Raw genomic sequence first — 17,455 nt, 5'->3', positions numbered from 1 at the left:
GCTTAGGGCTACACTATTGCCAATTTTTCACCAATCATCGTGTATTCGCCTTATTTTCGCCGCGGTGAGAACGTCCAATGACTCGGGAAAGCAATAGTCACACTGAGGGCATCGTTCCGCCCATGAGCATTAAGTCCAAGATACTTCCCCAGACTGCGGACCCGGTTACCGCTGCCGTTCCGACCATGACGCGCCGCGTGACGCTGGTCGTTCCGGTCTATAACGAAGAGGAAAGCATCGCTGCTTTTCTTGCGCACACCTCCCCGATCCTGCAATCTCTGGGGCCGCGTTTTGCCTTCGACATCCTCTTCGTGAACGATGGCAGCCGCGACAAGACCGAGCGCATCATTCTTGCCGCTGCGGCGGAGCGTGACGACATCGGCCTGATCAACCTGTCGCGCAATTTCGGCAAGGAGGCTGCGCTGGTCGCAGGCCTGAACCATGCAAGCGGCGATGCGGTGATCCCGCTCGACGTCGATCTGCAAGACCCGCCCGAGGTGATCGGCGCGATGCTTGAGAAATGGGAGGAGGGCGCGCGGATCGTGAATGCGCGCCGCGCCCGGCGTGATGGCGACAATATCGTCAAATCCGTCACCGCGCGCGCCTTCTATCGCATCTTCAACGCTCTAGCCGAGCGCCCGATTCCGCGCGGTGTGGGCGATTTCCGCCTGCTCGACCGCGAAGTCGTCCAAGCGATCTGCCAGTTGGGCGAGCGGTCGCGCTGCAACAAGGCGGTGTTCTCCTGGGTCGGCTTCGAGACTGACGAGGTAACCTATGATCGCCCGGCCCGCGCGGCCGGGTCGTCGCAATGGTCTTACTGGAAATTGTGGAGACTTGCGCTCGACGGGATCTTCGCCTCCTCGACCATGCCGCTGCGAATCTGGACCTATATCGGCATGGCGATGGCGCTGGTGTCGCTGCTCTACTCGACCTTCCTCATTGTCCGGACGCTTTTCTTCGGGATCGACGTTCCGGGCTACGCCTCGACCGCGGTGCTGATCCTGATCTTCGGCGGGCTGAACATGTTCGCCCTGGGGATCATCGGCGAGTATGTCGGACGGATATATACCGAGGTGCGCCAGCGGCCGCTTTACATCGTGCGCTCGCAACACCCCGCCGCAGGAACGGACGACTGATATGGATCGCAGCGTTTACGACCGTATGAACGAGCTTGAGGCGCGCCACTGGTGGTTCACCGCGCGCCGCGCAATCATCGCCACGCTGATCCGGCGCGAACTGGGCGGCGGAACCGACAAGTCCATCCTTGAGGCCGGCTGCGGCAGCGGCGGCAATCTTTCGATGCTCAGGCAGTTCGGCCATGTCGACGCCTTCGAGTATGACGAGATGGCACGCCAGCACGCGACCGAGAAATCCGGCCTCGACATCCGCTTCGGTGCGCTGCCGCAGGAGCTGCCCTTCGAGGATCGGCGCTACGACCTGATCGGATTGTTCGACGTGCTCGAGCATGTGGAGGCCGACACCGCCTCGCTCAGCGCACTGGCGGGATTGCTGAACACGCAAGGCAAGATCCTTGTGACGGTTCCGGCCTTCCCCTTCCTGTGGTCCAAGCATGACGAGCGGCACCACCATTTCCGGCGCTACACGCGGGCAAGCCTTGAACAGGCGGCGCGGGAGGCCGGGCTCAAGGTCTCCTACAGCAGTTATTTCAACATGTTCCTCTTCCCGCTGGCCGTCGCCGCACGAGCGCTCAAGCGATTGACGGGCAGCGATACGCCCGATGACCGGCTGCCGGCCCCGATGCTCAACAGCCTGCTTGCCCGCGTTTTCGGGTTCGAGCGCCGCTTGCTCGGGCGTATTCGCCTGCCGGTGGGCCTGTCGCTGGCGGCCGTTCTGGAAAAGGCCTGAGGCGGATGGTGGGCCAGCTCATCCGGTTCGGCGGCGTCGGCGGGATCGCCACGCTTGTACATGTGCTGATGGCGATGGCCCTGCAAGGCCCGCTGGCGCTACCGCCGTTGCAAGCGAATTTCGGCGGCTTCTGCGCTGCACTGCTCATATCCTACATCGGTCATGCGCGGATCACCTTTGATGCCGACCTGCGCCACGCGCCGCAATTCGTCCGCTTCGTCACCATCGCGCTGATCGGTCTTGCCACCAGCAGCACGACGGTCTGGCTGATCGACACAAGGCTGGGGGCGGGCTTTGGTATCGCCATGGCGGCGGTCGCGGTGCTCGTGCCGCTAATGACCTTTGTCACCCTGCGCCTATGGGTCTTCACCGGTCGCGCAAACCGCGAGCAGATCGACGTGCAGGATCTCGCACTCTCTGCGGCCCTCGCACTGGGAATGCTGGCGCTGTTCTGGGGCCGGATGATCAACCACGACACCGCCTGGTATCTGCTGGCGACTCGCAAATGGCTCGCGGGCGCTCAGCTTTACGTCGATCTGATCGAGGTAAACCCGCCGCTCAACTTCTACCTCACGGTCCCGCCGCTTGCGCTGGCCGATCTGCTGGGGCTGAGCGACAGCAACGGCCAGTATCTGTGGCTGGCACTGCTGATCTTCGTTAGCCTGTCGTGGAGCGGCTCGATTCTCAAGGCCGAGCTTGGGATGACAGCACGCCCGCGCGCCTTCCTGATGATCGGCATGGCCGCCGCGATGATACTGCCCGCCTTGAACAACATGGGGCAGCGCGACCAGATGCTGGTCATCCTGATGATGCCCTGGGTGCTTGGCCAGATCGCGCCGCAGCCGCAGGCCCGTGGGCCACAGATCGCCCGCGCGGCCTTCGCCGCTTTCGGCATCTGCCTCAAGCCACATTTCATCCTGTTTCCGTTCACCGCGACCCTGTTTGAGATCGTGCGGCAGCGCTCGTTACGGCCCATCCTTTCCGCCGGCAACATAACCTTTCTTGTGCTGGGTTCGGCCTATGTCGCGATCGTTGCACTTCTTCATCCCGCATATCTGCAAGAAATCGTCCCGATCGCGCGTGAAGTCTATGGGGCCTATGGCGCCCCCCTCGTCTATGTCGCCTTCAACTTCCGAAACGAGGCACTTGCCCTTCTTGTCGTCGTGCTTGTCGCGCGCTTGACCGTGCGGACCAATCCCGCAGTCGGGCTCTTGATCGCACTGTGCTTCGCCGGCGCGGCGAGCTACCTGCTTCAGGGCACCGGCTTTGGCTACCATAAGATCCCGTTTCTGGCATTTCTGTTGATTGCCTATGCGTGGATACTGGCGTCCGTCAGCTACAAGACGCTTGTGACCATCGCGGTGTGCGCCCTGCCGCTTATTCCGATGGCCGGACTTTATAAGAGGGGCTTTTACAACAACCGCGCCCTGACCGAGATCACCAAGGTCGATCTTTCCTGGAGCGAGTTCGACAGCATCATGGCGCTAACAACGCATCTAGATGTCGGACCAGCCGCCGCGTTTGAGATTGGTGCCGACTGGGTCAGTCGCTACCCGGTCAGTTGGCTGGTTCCCGGGGCGGTCAATCGTCTGCGCGACCTTGATTGCAAGACTGAGGCCGCGGTCTGCGCCAAGCTGACCGAAATCGTAGCGCGCAACCGTTCCGATAACATTGAGGATGTCACCCTCAACCATCCCGAATTGCTAATCATCGACAAGCAATCACGCTTCTTCGACCGACCAGGTTTCGACTGGCTTGCCTTCATGGCCGAAGACCCGGCCTGGGAGGCCATCTTTGCGACCTATCGCCTGGCGGCGTCCGGTGATCGCTTCGACTTCTATCTTTACGCGCCGCAACCGGCGATGAACTGATCGGGCCACCCTATGGAGCCCGCTGGACACTCAGCGCGGTTTTCACGATCTGCGGATCGCGCAGGGCCAGAAACCACGGGTCGGCGGCAAGCGCACGATCGACGATCTGCTGCACGACCCCCGGGCTGGCGGGGGACTGCACGGCGATCTGGAGGCGGGTCTCGACCGGCGCGGCCGAGCCGGTGCCGAGTTCCATCAGCGCAGCATCGTCGAAATCTGTCTCGATCACCACATCAACGGCTTCAAGCCGCACACCCTCGCGCGCGGCGAGCATCTTGATTGCGATGGCGACGCATCCCACGATGGCCGCACGTGCGTGAAAACCGGGCGAGGGGCCTGCCGCATCGCCGCCCATGCCCGGCCCCAGATCGAGGGTCGCGCGGAACTTGCCCTGCGCGACACTGCAGGTCAGCCCCTCCTCGACCCGGCCCGAGGTGACGATGGTGCTGCGCGCGGCGCCCAGATCGGCGGACATGCGCGCGATCACGGCGGTTTGCGCGGCGCGGATACGTTCGTCACGGGTATCGATTGCCAGATCGCTCATGGTTTTCCCTCTCATTTCAGGCGGCCTTGCGGCCATTGGCTTGCAGGATGTGGTCGGCCAGTGCCATCGCATCGGCCCCCACCCCGTCGATCAGCGCGGACTTACGCGTCCGCAGGAAGGGTAGCCCCAGCACGTAAAGACCGGGCGCTACGATCCCATTGTCATGGGTCAGACGTCCCTTACGGTCAAAAACGGGCAGGTGAAGCCAGCTGAAATCGGGCCGGAATCCGGTTGCCCATACAATGGTCGAAACAGCGCCGGGCAGATCCAGCGACAGCCGGGGCCGCACGGGCACCTGCGTGGGCGCGAACCGCTCGGGCGGCGGAAGGCCGGGCAGACCCGAGCGCGCGGCCCATGCATCGAACTCATCCAGCGCGCGGTTCATCTTGAGGTCAGAAAGCGCCGCCGCATTGGCGAGCCCGCCCGAGAACAGAACCTGCCCTCCGCGATGCGCGGCAAGACGGCCGACGATCTCGACGCCCTGCGCCTGCAATGCGTTGAGGTCCAGAAACTGTGCCCCGCTGTCGCCAACCAGTTGCAGCGAGGGCACGGCGCGGGCGCGGGCGATATCATCCACCTCCTGCGCGGTCACGCCCAGCAGGCCGCTGTGCTCAAGCCACCACTGGATGTCGCGCCCTCGGTAATGGCGCGGCATCCGTACATGGTGCCCGGCGCACAGCGTGACGGGCCGTCCGGCGGCGCGCAGCTCGGCCGCGATCTGGACGCCGCTGGCCGAGGCGCCCACCACCAGCACTCCGCCCGGGGGAAGTTGCGCGGGAGCGCGATACTGAAGCGGGCTGATCTGGGTGATCTCACCCGGCAATTCGTTTGCCCATGCGGGCAGGTTCGGGCGGTTGCAGGCGCCATTGGCCAGAACCAGGTTGCGACAGACCCACTCTCCGCGATCGGTGGCCACACGATAGCGCGCGCCCTCTTGCGTGACCGAGGTCACCGTGGTGCGGGCCTCGATCGGGGCGGCGCAATGAGCCGCGTAGCTTTCGAGAAAATTGACGACCTCGGGCATGGTCATGAACCCGTCCGGGTCGGCGCCGGGATAGGCAAAGCCGGGCAGGCGGCTTTGCCAGTTCGGGGTCAGCAGGCGCAGGCTGTCCCAACGCTCGTTCCGCCAGGAATTCGCAACCTCGCCGCGTTCGATCAGCACATGGGGGACCGAGCGCTCCGAAAGGCAGTGGCTCATGGCCAGACCCGCCTGACCGGCGCCGATGACAATTGTGTCGATCTGTTTCATGGCACTATCCTTTCGGAGCTGTCGGTTCACGCGACGCTGACTTCGACCAGCGTTGGGTTGGTGAGGATGTCGAACACGGCCGAGCGCTTTTGCGATTGCGCCACCAGCGCCGCGATCTCGGCCTCGGTTGCATCGGCGTCGATCTCGAACTTGACGCGGATGGCCGAAAAGCCGTTGCGGATCTCGGGGTCCATCCCGAGGATACCCTGCACGTCGATATCGCCCTCGACGATGGCGCGGGCCGAGCGCAGCTGGATGCCGCGATGCTGAGCCACGGCGGCCAGACCGCCGGTCAGGCAGCTTGCAAGCGCGGCAAGCACGATCTCGGGCGGGGTCGGCGCGCGGTCGGCGGCAGCGAAGACCGCCGGGTGATCGGATTCGATCGAGAAGGTGCGGCGGCGCGTCTGTTCCTCGCCAAGTCCGAAGAAGCCGCCGATCACGTTGCGGTTGTAGGTGCCTTCGACCCAGTCGCAGGCGCTGCGGAAGGTGAAGCTTGCGGCGGCCGGCATCTGCTCGAACGCGCCGCGCGCGCCGATCAGGGCCTCGGTGTTGACGCCGTTGTTGACGAGTTTGGGATCTGCGTAGGTCATGGTCTTTCCTTTCAAGGGTTGGTTCAGGGTTGGGTGATGCGGTGCGTGCATCGGTTCGGGCCCGGGATGGGCCGGAATGTCATCGCGCGGTGATCAGCCACGAGGAGCTGTCCATCCACAGACCGCCGTTGCGTTCCGCGATGGTGCGGAAATGCGCGGCCAGCGCGGCCTCGATCTGGGGGCGGCGTTCCTCGGCCAAGGCACCCGCGGCGCGGAAGGTTTCGCCCGCCGGGCCGATGGCCAGCTGGAAGGCGACGGCATCGGCGATATCGCGCCCCACCAGAACCTTCGCGTCGATCCGCTGAAATTCGATGTCGCGAAACCCGGCGGCCTGCATCTGTGCCCGGGTGGTCTCTTCATCGGCCATCGAGAAGGGGCCGGGGCCACAGCTGCGCGCAGTAGCGTCGGGGGCGGGCAGGAACTCGCGGACAATCTCAAGCGCATCGAACACCCAGGGGTTATCGGACCGAGCGCGCCAGACGATATGCGCCAGCGTCCCACCGGGGGCGAGGCAGGCGCGCATCGCCCGCAGACCGGCCACCGGATTGGCGAAGAACATCGTGCCAAAGCGCGAGAAGACAAAGTCGAACTGCCCTTCGTTCAGGCCGCGCTCCACATCCCCCGCAATGAAGCGGACATTGTCGGCGCGGGCGCTGCGCACCTCGTCGCGGGCGCAGTCGAGGAAAGCCTCGCAGCAATCCACGCCGACGACCTCGCGGGCGGTCCGGGCAAGCTGGATCGCGGTGTCGCCAAAGCCGCAGCCCACATCGAGCACACGACCGCCGGCGGGCACACGCAGCGCCGGAAGAACGGCCTCGGAGTGGCGCGAGAGGCCGCCGACGAGGACATGGCGGAAGCGTACGAATTTCGGGGCGAGGATTTCGTTCCAGAAGTCCACCAGTTCGGAATTCTGGGCGACGGGCGGGATGGGCGATTGCAGGCTCATGGTAACTCTCCTTGACCGGGTTCAGCGGCGCCAATGGGCGGGGGCGTCCCAACGGGGCATCTCGTCGTGCGGACGCGCCTCGGAGCGGGGTTGTGCGACGGTGACGGGGATCTTCGCGGCGATCGGGCGCGGCAGGACGGCGCGGATCAGCATGTTCAGGTTCTTGGTCATTTCGGTCTCTCCCTTGTGGCGGCGGGTGTTCCGTTCGCCGTTGAACAAGGGATGCCACAGGGCCTCGCGCCGAAATACTTCAGCGCCGGAAGCAACCCGCTACAAAAACCGCAGTATTGTGCTACAGTTTATGAAGTTCGCTCCGAAACGCGCATCGAACAGGGGGGAGAGAATGAACTACAACCAGTTTTGCCCGATCGCGAAAGCTGCCGAGATTCTGGGGGAGCGTTGGAACATCCTGATCCTGCGCGAAGTGCTGATGGGCGGGCGCCGGTTCAATACCTTGCAGCGGGGTCTGGGCGACATCTCGCCCGCGCTGCTGACCAAGCGCCTCAAGCAGCTTGAAGAGCAGAACATGCTGATCCGGCGCCGCATACCAGCACAGAAGGGGTTCGAATATTTCCCCTCCGAGGCCTGCGAGGCGCTGATGCCGGTGCTGTTCACGCTTGGCGAATGGGGGATCATCTGGGCCAAGAACACGATCCTCGATCAGGATTTCGACGCCGAGTTCCTGATGCTGTATCTTGAGCGCAGCATCGACCGCGAGAAGATCAAGGGCCAGGAAACGGTTATCAAGTTCCGCTTCACCGACCTGATCGAGCAGCGCGACTGGTGGCTGGTGGTCAAGCCCGAGAAATCCGAGGTCTGCCTGAAAGACCCCGGCCGCGATGTCGATGTCTATTTCAACTGCTCGGTGCGGACCCTGTCGGATATCTGGATGGGCGATCGCAGCTATCGCGACGCGCTGCGCGAGGGCGACCTGATGATGGATGGCGATCCGGTGCTGATCCGCACTGTCAGCACCTGGCTGCGGTCGGGGATCTTCGCGAATTCTCCGCGCGAAGTTGTGCCCGCCGCCTAGCCCCGGATCGGGGTCGCGGTGAACAGGATCTGGCCGCGCGGCAGCATGGTGTCATGGCGCATCACTGCCCAGCCCGTCATCGCGGCCATATGCGCCACATCGCTTTCCAGCACATGATAGGGCGCGCGCAGATCATGCGTGACCACACCATCAGGTTGGCGATAGGGGCGCGCGGCGGTCTCGGCATCGGGCGCAAGGAACACGGTGAACAGGAAGCACTCCAACGCCGGAAAGCGGTGCAGGTTGGTCAGCGCGCGGCGCATATAGGCCATCGGCAGATGCGGGAAGACCGCGAAGGCGATGGCATGGGTGATCGTGTCGGGGATCTTGGGGAACTGGAACGCTTCATCGCGCACAAGATGCGACTTGCTCAGCCGCGAGGGGTCGGCCAGCTCGGCGGCGTGGCCCGCCAGCATCATCTCGCGCGAGGGGTCGGTGGCCCAGTAATGGCCCGGTTCCAGATAGGGAACCGCCTTGCAGCCAAGCCGCAGCGATCCCGCACCGATATCCAGCAGGTGGTGATGCGGCAGCAGCCCCGCCTCTTGCAGGATCGCCATCTGCGCTCGGCCGGTTTCGTCCCATCGCCCGCCGACGATATCGCGGTGCCGGCCCTCGGCCAGCGCCTTGTCGTAAAATCCCTGCGCCTGATAGGGCGAAACACTCATGGCCGATCCCCCGCGGCAAGGATCGCCGCGCTGGCGCCATTGGAGGCGCGCAGGGGTGCGAGTCAAGCGCCCCGACCGCTGTAGTTCAGAAATGCGCCTTGGGTTCGTCGGGCTTTCCCGCGGCCAGTGCAAGAATACCGCCGACGATGCAGAAACCGATCGGGAACATGGTGAAGACACCAAAGCCGAAGGCGTTATACATCAGCGCGCCCGCGACCAGCATCAGGATGCCGCCCCAGAGCGCGCGGATCCTGGCCATCGCGCCTCCGGCAATCGCGGCAAGGGGTGCAAGGAAGCTCGTCACCCGGATTAGCTGCGCATTGTCGACCTGGCCGAACATCTCGCCCACCTCGGCATGTTTCTCGACCACCTCGGTATAGCCGTAGCCGAAGAAGCCGACGACCATCGCGATCAGCCCGCCAATCACCCCAAGCACCAGTGCCGCGTTGCGCATCCGCCCTATCCTTCCATCCTGGGGCAAGCCACTGCCCATCCCCCGAGATAGGCCCTCACCCCCGGCAGGATCAAGGGCATCGTGGCGCGGATAGCCCTTTTTGCCGCCCGCGCTTGCGTTCAGCCGCTGTGCTTCTCAAGGAAAGCCTCCGCCGAAAGCGCGCGGAAATCGGCAAGGGCTGCATGCAATGCGTCATGCGGCCAGTCCCACCAGGCCAGCGCCAGAAGCCGCTCGGCCACGGCATCGGAGAAGCGCATCCGCAGCGGCTGCGCAGGCACACCCGCCACAATCATGAAGGGCGAGACATCCTTGGTGACGACCGCGCCCGAGGCCACCACCGCACCGATCCCCACCGTGACCTCAGGCTTGATGATCGCGCCATGGCCAATCCAGCAATCGGCACCAAGGGTTGAACGGCGCGCGGCCCGCGTTTCGAAGAAGGCCGGATCATCCTCGGCATCGTCAAAGTAATAGGAGGAGCGATAGAGGAAGTGATGCTGCGCAGCGTTGCGCCAAGGGTGATCGGTCGGCCCGATCCGCGTCATCGCGGCAATATTGGCGAACTTGCCAACCGAGGTATTGGCGATATCGGCATACTGATCGCAATAGGCGTAGTCGCCAAAGCTCGAATTCAGGATACGTGCCCCGCGCCCGACCTCGGTGAAAGCACCGAAGGTTGAATTCAGGATGGTGCAGTCGGGATGCACGAAGGGTTCTGATGCGGACAGTTTCGGCATGATCGGACCTTGGGATACGGGCCGGGGCGTGCGCCCCTTCAGCCCTTGATGAAGCGGCGGCGGATCCAGCCGGAAAGGCTGTCCATCGCCATCACGGTCAACACGACGAGGACCATGTAGTAGCAGACCTCTTCCCAGTCTTTCTGGGTGATGATCGCCTGCGTCAGCAACAGACCGATACCGCCACCCACCAGCGCCCCGATCACCGTGGCCGAGCGGGTGTTCGACTCGAGATAGTAGAGCAGTTGCGACAGGATCACCGGCGCCACCTGCGGGATCACGCCAAAGCGCATCTGCTGCACGGCATGGGCGCCCGTCGATTGCACGCCCTCGACCTGCTTGGCGTCGATATTCTCCAGCGCCTCGGAGAAGGTCTTGCCGAAGGTGCCGGTATCCGTCAGCAGGATGGCCAGCGCACCGGTCATCGGGCCGGGGCCGAACGCACGCGACAAGATCACCGTCCAGATCAGCCCATCCACCCCGCGCAGGAAATCGAACAGACGGCGCAGGGCAAAGCGCAGGGCGCGCGCCGGGGCAAAGTTCGATGCGGCGAAGAAGGCCAGCGGCAACGCAATCAGGCCCGCGCCCATCGTGCCCAGGAAAGCCATCAGCACGGTCTCGAACATTGCCCAGGCAACCTCGCCGTGACGCCACATTGCGTTGGTCCAGAAATCGCGCGCCATCGCGGCCGCATTCGGCAACGCCGGGTCGAGCCGCGGTTGCCAAAGGGCCAGCGCGGCCAGTTCAGGCAGGCTGCGGCCATGGAACGGGCTGTCGAGGGTGAAGAAGAACAACTCCCACCCGATCTGGTAGCGGAACACCTCGGTCTTGGAGGGGGTCATCGCAAAGCGCCACCCGCCGCGATTGATGCTGACACGGTTTTTCGACTGGCTGAGCCACTCGGGCTTGTCCGTGCCGGGCGGAAGGTTCAACTCAATCGTGCGGCCCGCCAGTGCCATCGCCATCACGCCATAGCCCGCGATATCGAGCCGGGCCGAGCCGTCCTCCAGAAAGAGCACCTCGCTTCCATCGGGCAGCGCAATCCGCGTCACCTCACCCAGGCTCACCCAATCAGGTGCCTGTCCGGGCGGGTATTCGCCTTTCCGCTCACCTTCGATGGCAGAAACTACCTCCCCGCTCCTGTTGTCGCGGGTGACATGGGTCTTGTAGGACCAGAAGTCACCGAGCAGAATCGCCGCATTCTCGGGCCGGGCACGAGACATCAGCCCGGGCAGATCGAAGGCGAAGAAAACATAAGCCAGATAGGCCGCGATCAGAGCAGGCACCGCCATTGCGCGCCATTTGCGATGGCGGAACTTGCGCGACACCATCTGATGCAGATCGGGCACGGCGGAAATGGCGGCGGCGGTCATGCGGCGCGCTCCCCTTTGACCAGACGCGCGCGGGCGCGGTCCGAAATGTGATCGACGATCATGATCGTCAGGAACAGCAGCGCGAAGATCGCGACGACGGCGTCATATTTCCCCTGCCCCCATTGCAGCGCAGTCTTGAGATCATAGCCAATCCCGCCCGACCCCACGAAACCCAGGATGGCCGAAGCGCGGATGTTGATCTCGAAGCGCAGCAACGCATAACTTGACCAGTTCGGCGCGACCTGCGGCAGAATTCCGAACCACATGCGCTGCGCCCAGCCCGCGCCGACAGAGGCCAAGCCCTCGACCGGCTTGGTGTCGGCATTCTCGGCGGCCTCCGAGAACAGCTTGCCCAGCGCGCCCGTCGTGTGGAAAGCGATCGCGATCATCGCAGGCACCGGTCCCCCGCCCAGCAGGAAGATCAGAACCAGCGCGATGACAATCTCGGGGATCGCACGCATCACATCCATCATGCGCCGAAACAGCGGCGTCATGCGCGGCCAGAGCGACAACCCGCGCGTGGACAGAAGCGCCAGAGCCGCCGCCGCAAGCGCCCCGAACAAGGTCGAGACCGCCGCGATGTTCAGCGTCTCGATCAACGAGGGAACGAATTTCACGAACAGGCCCGGCAGATTGCGCCAGTTCACAAACGCTTCCGAGAAGATCTCGGCCGGAAAATCGAAGATCCGGTGCAGCCCGTCCCAGAACCCGCCCGCATTGCGGTCATTGGCCAGCTTGAATCCGCTGAGCATGAGCAGCGCGAACAACGCCAGCAGCGCGCCGCCATAGAGGCGTTTGCGCCGGACATGGGCGAGGTAGCTGGCGGTCTCATTGGCCAGCGCGGCGTTGGCAAGGGTCATGGGATATTCCGGAATAGGAAAGGCCGGGGGCAACAATGACTGCCCCCGGCACAAAAGGCGTTACGAGCCGCTCGCGATCTTCTGACGACGCACTTCGATGATCGTCTCGTAGTAGTCATGGGTGATCGGAACGAAACCGGCAGTTTCGCCCGCCGCCACGCCATAGGCGCAATCGGCGTCTTTCTCTTTCAGACCGCCGACAAGCGCGGTCATCTTGGCGCGCACATCCTCGGGGAGAACCTTGCGCAGCACGATCGGGCCTTCCGGGATCGGCTTCGAGCGCCAGATCTCGACAAGATCGTTCATGTCCACCAGACCGGCGTCGACGGCCTTGCGCAGAGCGCCCGAGTTGTAGCCGTCTTCCCAGTTGCCCTGGCCGTCGGCCCAGGTCACGCCGGCGTCGATGTCGCCGTTGTTGACCGCGACGATGGTCTGTTCATGTCCGCCGGTGAACTTCACCTCGCCGAAATACTCGCCCGACTCCATCGAATGGCCGGTCGCCTGCGGAATTTCCACCGAGGGGATCAGGTAGCCCGAGGTCGAGTTCGGATCGCCGAAGCCGAAGCTCTTGCCCTTGATATCCGCGAGCTTGGTGATCCCCGAGTCCCGGCGCGCGAAACCGATCGAGTGATAGGTGTAGGAACCATCGAGGTTGGCCTTGACCAGAACCGGTTCGACGGCGTCCGCATCGGTCAGATAGACCTTGGCATAGCCCGAGGCACCGAGCCAGGCCATGTCGATCGTGCCGCCCAGCAGGCCCTGGATCACGCCGTCATAATCGGCCGGGGCGAAGAGCTTGACGGGCACGCCCAGCGTTTCCTCGGTGTATTTGCGCAGGCACTCGTTCGAGTTCAGCCGGTCCTGGGCGTTTTCGCCGCCCAGAATGCCGATGTTGAATTGCGTGATTCCTTCGGCCGAGGCAGCTCCGGCAAGAGCGGTGGTGGCGGCCAGAATAGCGAGCAGGTGTTTCATCGTCGTCTCCGATTGAAAAAGACAGTCGTAGGCGCGGCCCGGCGGGCGGCGCCGGCTACTCAGTCACCCAACAGGGCAGCTGCGTATTGGTCGTCGGGCTGAAGGGCGCCCAGATCGGTCGAGGTCGCGCTTTCGGAAAAGCTGGCGTCGGCTCCATAGATGTCGCGCGCCGCGCCACGGGTCAGTTGCTCGGGGGTGCCGTCGAACACGACGCGCCCGTCGCGCATTCCGATCACCCGGTCGCAATAGCGCCGCGCGGTGTCGAGCGTGTGCAGGTTGGCGATGACCATGCGCCCATCCTCGACATTGATGCGCTTGAGCGTGTCCATCACGATCTGCGCGTTCATCGGGTCGAGCGAGGCGATCGGCTCATCCGCCAGAATGATCTCGGGGTCCTGCATTAATGCGCGGGCGATGGCGACACGCTGCTGCTGGCCACCCGAAAGCGCCTCGGCGCGCTTGGGCGCCTGCTCCGCAATCCCCAGGCGATCGAGGATTGCCAGCGCGCGGGCGATATCGTCCTCGGACCACAGGTTGAACAGCGTGGCCATCATCGGGCGGCGCCCGAGCAGACCGTGCAGCACGTTCGAGGCCACATCCATACGCGGCACCAGGTTGAACTGCTGAAAGACCATCGCGCATTGGCTTTGCCAGGCACGCTTCTCGGCGCCGCGCAGCTTCAGAACATCCTTGCCATCCGCCAGGATCTCGCCCTCGGTCGCGTCGGTCAGACGGTTGAGCATCCGCAAAAAGGTGGATTTTCCCGCCCCCGAACGCCCGATGATTCCAACGAACCCCGACCCGTCGAGGGTGAAGGACATGCGCTCGACGGCGGCCTTGGAGCCGAAGCGCTTGCTGACATTACGAACGTCGAGATGCATCTAGTCCCCCTGCTTTCCGCAGCGGGGATACGGGCCTTGTGTGACATTCTCCCTGAGAACCAATGAAGCTTTCGCTGCAGTCTTGCGACAGTTCCGTGTAACGCAGCGCATCGCGATTGCGAGGCGAGCTGAGCGCAATCGTGGATTAGAGAACGACATGTTTTTGGCTGGAATAGGGTCGATTCATATGAGTGGATCGCACCGCCAGAGCGTTTCGAAAAAGCAAAGGCTGGCCACCCTTTCCGGATGGCCAGCCCAAGTGGCTTGAATCGCCAGCGACGTCTCAGCCGACCCGTGCGCCCTTGACCCAGACGCCATGCAGCATCCCCGCTCCATTGACCCGTTTCACCCGGATCAGGTCGGCGCGCTTGCCGACCTCAAGCCGACCACGATCATGCAGGCCCACGGCGCGCGCCGGGGCATCCGTTACGGTGCGAATGCCGCGCGCCATATCGCCCCACAGATCACCCAGCAGCAGCGCGGAAGACAGCAGCGCCGAGGGCACATAATCGGACGAAACGATGTCGAGCAGGTCGCGCTCGGCCAGTTCATGCGCCGCGACATTGCCCGAGTGCGAACCACCCCGGATCAGGTTCGGAGCCCCCATCATCACAGCGATACCAAGCATACGACAGGCGGCCGCGGCCTCGATTGTCGTTGGAAACTCGGCGAACTGCACACCTTTCGCGGCGGAATGCGCGACCTGCGCGGCGGTCGTGTCGTCATGGCTGGCCAGCACCGCGCCATAGCGCCGCGCGGCCTCGACCGAGGCTACCTCATGCGCCGTGCCGAGGCGCTCTTTCAGCGCGATCTGGCTGGCGACATGCTCGTCGAACTGCGCCTCGCTCAGCCCATGCTTGCCGCAGACATAGTCGCGCAACTTGGACAGATCGCGGAACTGGCGCTCGCCAGGCGTATGATCCATCAGGCTGACGATCCCGACCCGATCCTCCGGGCCGAATTTCTCAAGCTCCTCCAGCAGCGTCTCTGAGCAAGTCTCGGCGCGCAGGTGGATATAGTGGCTGATCCGCAGCGCCTCCTCGGCGCGCATGTCGAGTATCTCGGTTGCAAGGTCGCGCGCATATTCGCGATAGTCCCCCCGCGCCCCCGAGGCGCCGATGGACCCGACCCGAAGGGCGTCAAACACCGTCGTGATCCCGACCGAGCACAGCTCGGCATCATGCGCGATAATCGCCGCCGCATGAGGCCAGTTGACCCGCGGGCGGGGTTCGATATGGCGCTCCAGATTGTCGGTATGCAGCTCGATCAGGCCCGGCATCACCAGGTCGCCTTCGCAGTTCACGGCACCCTGCGGCACCGTGCGCCCCTCGCCAATATCGACAATCTCTCCGTCACGCAGCACGATGGCCCCGGCAATTGTCTCGTCGGGCAGGATCAGAACGGCATTGGCAAGGATGGTCTCGGCCATGGGGCTCTCCGCAGTTTTCGAGTGAGGGTCAGCCCTTCGCAGCCGACTGTCACACCTCGGTGACAAATCCGTGCGATCTGGATGACATGATGAAGATGAAGCGATACGCGATCTACTACGCTCCGCCCGAGGGGCGCTTTGCCGAGGCGGCGGCCCTTTGGCTGGGCCGCGATCTGGCGCGCGGGATCGATGTGGCACAACCCGAACGCGCCGCAATCGCGCTGGAAACCGCGACCCGGACACCGCGCAAATACGGCTTTCACGCTACGATCAAGGCGCCGTTTCGTCTGGCGTCGGGCCAAAGCCCCGATGATCTGGCCGAGGCCCTCGCGGCGCTGACCGGGCAGCTTGCGCCCGTGACACTGGATGGTTTGCGCTTTGAGCGGATGGCGGGACGGTTCCTCGCGCTGCGCCCCGAGGGCGACATCGCCCCCCTGAACGCATTGGCCGCCGAGGTCGTCAAGCAACTGGAGCCACAGCGCGCCCCCCTGAGCACGGCCGAAATCGCGCGGCGCAGTCCAGAGCGGCTCTCGCCGCGACAGCGCGACCTGCTGGAACGGTTCGGCTACCCCTATGTGCTTGAGGAATTCCGCTTTCACCTGACGCTTTCGGGGGATCTGGACGCCACCGGGATCAGCCTGCTCGAAGCCGCCGCGCGCGACTGGTTCGGCCCGGTGCTTCCGGCGCCCTTCATTATCCACGACCTGTGCCTGTGCGGCGAGGATGAGGCAGGACAATTCCATCTGCTGTCTCGTCACGAACTGACCGGCTGAAGCGCGTCGATCAGGCGGGCGACGCCCTGCTCCGGCGTTCCGTCGTTGCGCACGCTCACGGCGGGTATGCCAGCGGGCAGGGCTTGAGCGGCACGTTGCAGGCGCCGCGTGATCTCGTCATGGCTTTCGCGCCCCCGCGCCGCAAGACGGGCGGCCAGCACCTCGGGCGAGACGATCACCTCGATCACGCGCAGATCGGGAAAGCGGGTCAGCGCTTCGGGAAGGGCCTTGCGCGACCCGTTGAAAATGACCGTGCACCCCTCGGCCAGAGGGGCGAATTCCTCATGGCGAAGGCCATAGCCCAGCCCATGCGCAGACCAATCCAGCGCGAAGGCCCCGCCCGCGCGCAGGGACGCAAAGACGGGTTCCGAGACACTCTCGAAATCTTCGGTTGCAAGCGACGGTGGCCGCGAGATCGTGCGCCGCGCGCGCAAGATGTCGGGGCGCGCGCGGGCCAGACCCGCCAGCAGCGTGTCCTTTCCCGAGCCGGATGCCCCGACGACGGCAAAGAGACGGCCGGACGCCATCTCAGGCCACCCGCGCCGGGGTAAAGCCGGTCACGTCAATCTCGCGGTCGCAAACGAGTGCACGCGCGGCTTCGTCATGAAAGATGCCCACGATTGCCGCGCGGCGCGCCTTGGCGGCCGCGATCAGATCCAGAACGACCGCGCGATTGGCCGCGTCCAGCGATGCCGTGGGCTCATCGAGTAACAGCGCCGGGTAGTCATGCGCGAATCCGCGCGCGATATTCACCCGTTGCTGTTCCCCGCCCGAGAAGGTCGTGGGCGACAGCGACCAGAGCCGCTCGGGGATGTTCAGACGCCGCAGCAGATCCTCGGCGCGGGCGAATGCCTCGGCCTGAGGGCGACCAAGCGCCAGCAGCGGCTCGGCCACCACGGTCCGTGTCGGGACCCGGGGCACAACGCGCAGAAACTGGCTGACATAGCCCAATGTCTCGCGCCGCAGGGCGATGATCTCGCGCGGGGCGGCGCGGACCACATCGAGACCTCCGACCCGGATCACACCCGATGCCGCCAGATAGTTGCCGTAGATCATCCGCATCAACGTGGATTTGCCCGCGCCCGACGCGCCGGTCAGTGCGACGCATTCGCCGCGCGCGACGTGCATCTGCGCACCCGCCATGACCGGAATCACCGCACCGCCCTGATTGTGCAGCGTGAAGCTTTTCGAGAGATTTTCGATGTCGATCAT

20 protein-coding genes are annotated in these 17,455 nt (G+C 64.4%); 5 read left to right on the top strand and 15 right to left on the bottom strand.

Annotation, left to right across the window (positions count from 1 at the left end; all coding sequences use genetic code 11):
• Positions 1-122: 122 nt before the first annotated feature.
• The 3 genes from N3C64_RS07215 to N3C64_RS07205 are packed head-to-tail and all read left to right on the top strand — an operon-like array spanning position 123 to position 3,737.
• Positions 123-1,136 carry a glycosyltransferase family 2 protein gene (locus tag N3C64_RS07215; protein ID WP_260013493.1) on the top strand — a complete coding sequence of 338 codons (1,014 nt, stop codon included), beginning with the start codon at positions 123-125 and terminating at the stop codon, positions 1,134-1,136.
• Between the two features lies 1 nt (position 1,137).
• Complete coding sequence (locus tag N3C64_RS07210; RefSeq protein ID WP_260013492.1) at positions 1,138-1,866, top strand: class I SAM-dependent methyltransferase; 729 nt, start codon at positions 1,138-1,140, stop codon at positions 1,864-1,866.
• Between the two features lie 5 nt (positions 1,867-1,871).
• Positions 1,872-3,737, top strand: coding sequence for a GtrA family protein (locus N3C64_RS07205; protein WP_260013491.1), 1,866 nt, complete (start codon positions 1,872-1,874; stop codon positions 3,735-3,737).
• Positions 3,738-3,747: 10 nt separating this feature from the next.
• On the opposite strand, the gene N3C64_RS07200 is transcribed toward N3C64_RS07205, so the two are convergent.
• The 5 genes from N3C64_RS07200 to N3C64_RS07180 form a co-directional block, all read right to left on the bottom strand.
• Complete coding sequence (locus N3C64_RS07200; protein WP_260013489.1) at positions 3,748-4,281, bottom strand: OsmC family protein; 534 nt, start codon at positions 4,279-4,281, stop codon at positions 3,748-3,750.
• Between the two features lie 16 nt (positions 4,282-4,297).
• The gene (locus N3C64_RS07195) at positions 4,298-5,530 is read right to left on the bottom strand and encodes an NAD(P)-binding domain-containing protein (protein ID WP_260013488.1); all 1,233 of its coding nucleotides are present in this window, start codon (positions 5,528-5,530) and stop codon (positions 4,298-4,300) included.
• A gap of 26 nt (positions 5,531-5,556) precedes the next feature.
• Entirely contained in the window at positions 5,557-6,120 is a 564-nt protein-coding gene (locus N3C64_RS07190) for an OsmC family protein (RefSeq protein WP_218630081.1), read from the bottom strand.
• A gap of 79 nt (positions 6,121-6,199) precedes the next feature.
• Positions 6,200-7,066, bottom strand: coding sequence for a class I SAM-dependent methyltransferase (locus N3C64_RS07185; RefSeq protein ID WP_260013487.1), 867 nt, complete (start codon positions 7,064-7,066; stop codon positions 6,200-6,202).
• Between the two features lie 21 nt (positions 7,067-7,087).
• A complete protein-coding gene (locus tag N3C64_RS07180) occupies positions 7,088-7,237 on the bottom strand; it encodes a hypothetical protein (RefSeq protein WP_218630083.1) in 150 nt (49 codons plus the stop codon).
• 172 nt (positions 7,238-7,409) lie between these two features.
• Here N3C64_RS07180 and N3C64_RS07175 point away from each other — a divergent pair, with 172 nt between their 5' ends.
• Positions 7,410-8,099, top strand: coding sequence for a winged helix-turn-helix transcriptional regulator (locus tag N3C64_RS07175; protein ID WP_260013484.1), 690 nt, complete (start codon positions 7,410-7,412; stop codon positions 8,097-8,099).
• Here the strand turns inward: N3C64_RS07175 and N3C64_RS07170 are convergent.
• From N3C64_RS07170 to N3C64_RS07135, 8 genes are all read right to left on the bottom strand, one after another.
• A complete protein-coding gene (locus N3C64_RS07170; protein WP_260013483.1) occupies positions 8,096-8,764 on the bottom strand; it encodes a class I SAM-dependent methyltransferase in 669 nt (222 codons plus the stop codon). The genes N3C64_RS07175 and N3C64_RS07170 overlap by 4 nt on opposite strands.
• 85 nt (positions 8,765-8,849) lie before the next feature.
• Entirely contained in the window at positions 8,850-9,218 is a 369-nt protein-coding gene (locus N3C64_RS07165; RefSeq protein ID WP_218630086.1) for a hypothetical protein, read from the bottom strand.
• Between the two features lie 119 nt (positions 9,219-9,337).
• Positions 9,338-9,955 carry an LbetaH domain-containing protein gene (locus tag N3C64_RS07160; protein ID WP_260013481.1) on the bottom strand — a complete coding sequence of 206 codons (618 nt, stop codon included), beginning with the start codon at positions 9,953-9,955 and terminating at the stop codon, positions 9,338-9,340.
• 38 nt (positions 9,956-9,993) lie between these two features.
• Entirely contained in the window at positions 9,994-11,328 is a 1,335-nt protein-coding gene (gene phnE, locus N3C64_RS07155) for a phosphonate ABC transporter, permease protein PhnE (RefSeq protein WP_260013478.1), read from the bottom strand.
• Complete coding sequence (phnE, locus tag N3C64_RS07150; RefSeq protein WP_218630089.1) at positions 11,325-12,188, bottom strand: phosphonate ABC transporter, permease protein PhnE; 864 nt, start codon at positions 12,186-12,188, stop codon at positions 11,325-11,327. Before phnE (N3C64_RS07150) ends, phnE (N3C64_RS07155) begins: the two co-directional genes overlap by 4 nt.
• Positions 12,189-12,248: 60 nt before the next feature.
• Positions 12,249-13,160, bottom strand: a complete 912-nt coding sequence (gene phnD / locus N3C64_RS07145; protein WP_260013475.1) for a phosphonate ABC transporter substrate-binding protein — start codon at positions 13,158-13,160, stop codon at positions 12,249-12,251.
• Positions 13,161-13,219: 59 nt separating this feature from the next.
• The gene (gene phnC / locus N3C64_RS07140; protein ID WP_218630091.1) at positions 13,220-14,041 is read right to left on the bottom strand and encodes a phosphonate ABC transporter ATP-binding protein; all 822 of its coding nucleotides are present in this window, start codon (positions 14,039-14,041) and stop codon (positions 13,220-13,222) included.
• 283 nt (positions 14,042-14,324) lie between these two features.
• On the bottom strand, positions 14,325-15,668 hold the full coding sequence (locus N3C64_RS07135; protein WP_375546102.1) for an alpha-D-ribose 1-methylphosphonate 5-triphosphate diphosphatase: 1,344 nt from the start codon (positions 15,666-15,668) through the stop codon (positions 14,325-14,327).
• Here N3C64_RS07135 and N3C64_RS07130 point away from each other — a divergent pair.
• The gene (locus tag N3C64_RS07130; protein ID WP_311201869.1) at positions 15,560-16,243 is read left to right on the top strand and encodes a DUF1045 domain-containing protein; all 684 of its coding nucleotides are present in this window, start codon (positions 15,560-15,562) and stop codon (positions 16,241-16,243) included. The two genes, N3C64_RS07135 and N3C64_RS07130, sit on opposite strands and share 109 nt — an antisense overlap.
• On the opposite strand, the gene phnN is transcribed toward N3C64_RS07130, so the two are convergent.
• Entirely contained in the window at positions 16,225-16,770 is a 546-nt protein-coding gene (gene phnN / locus N3C64_RS07125) for a phosphonate metabolism protein/1,5-bisphosphokinase (PRPP-forming) PhnN (RefSeq protein WP_260013473.1), read from the bottom strand. The two genes, N3C64_RS07130 and phnN, sit on opposite strands and share 19 nt — an antisense overlap.
• 1 nt (position 16,771) lies before the next feature.
• Entirely contained in the window at positions 16,772-17,455 is a 684-nt protein-coding gene (phnL, locus tag N3C64_RS07120) for a phosphonate C-P lyase system protein PhnL (protein ID WP_260013472.1), read from the bottom strand.

Origin of the sequence: Sedimentimonas flavescens, from assembly GCF_025154035.1 — a bacterium.
In the GTDB taxonomy this organism is placed as follows: Bacteria; Pseudomonadota; Alphaproteobacteria; order Rhodobacterales; family Rhodobacteraceae; genus Rhodobacter; species Rhodobacter flavescens.
The sequence above is the reverse complement of the archived record's forward strand: the minus strand, read 5'-3'. Positions and strand labels throughout refer to the sequence as shown.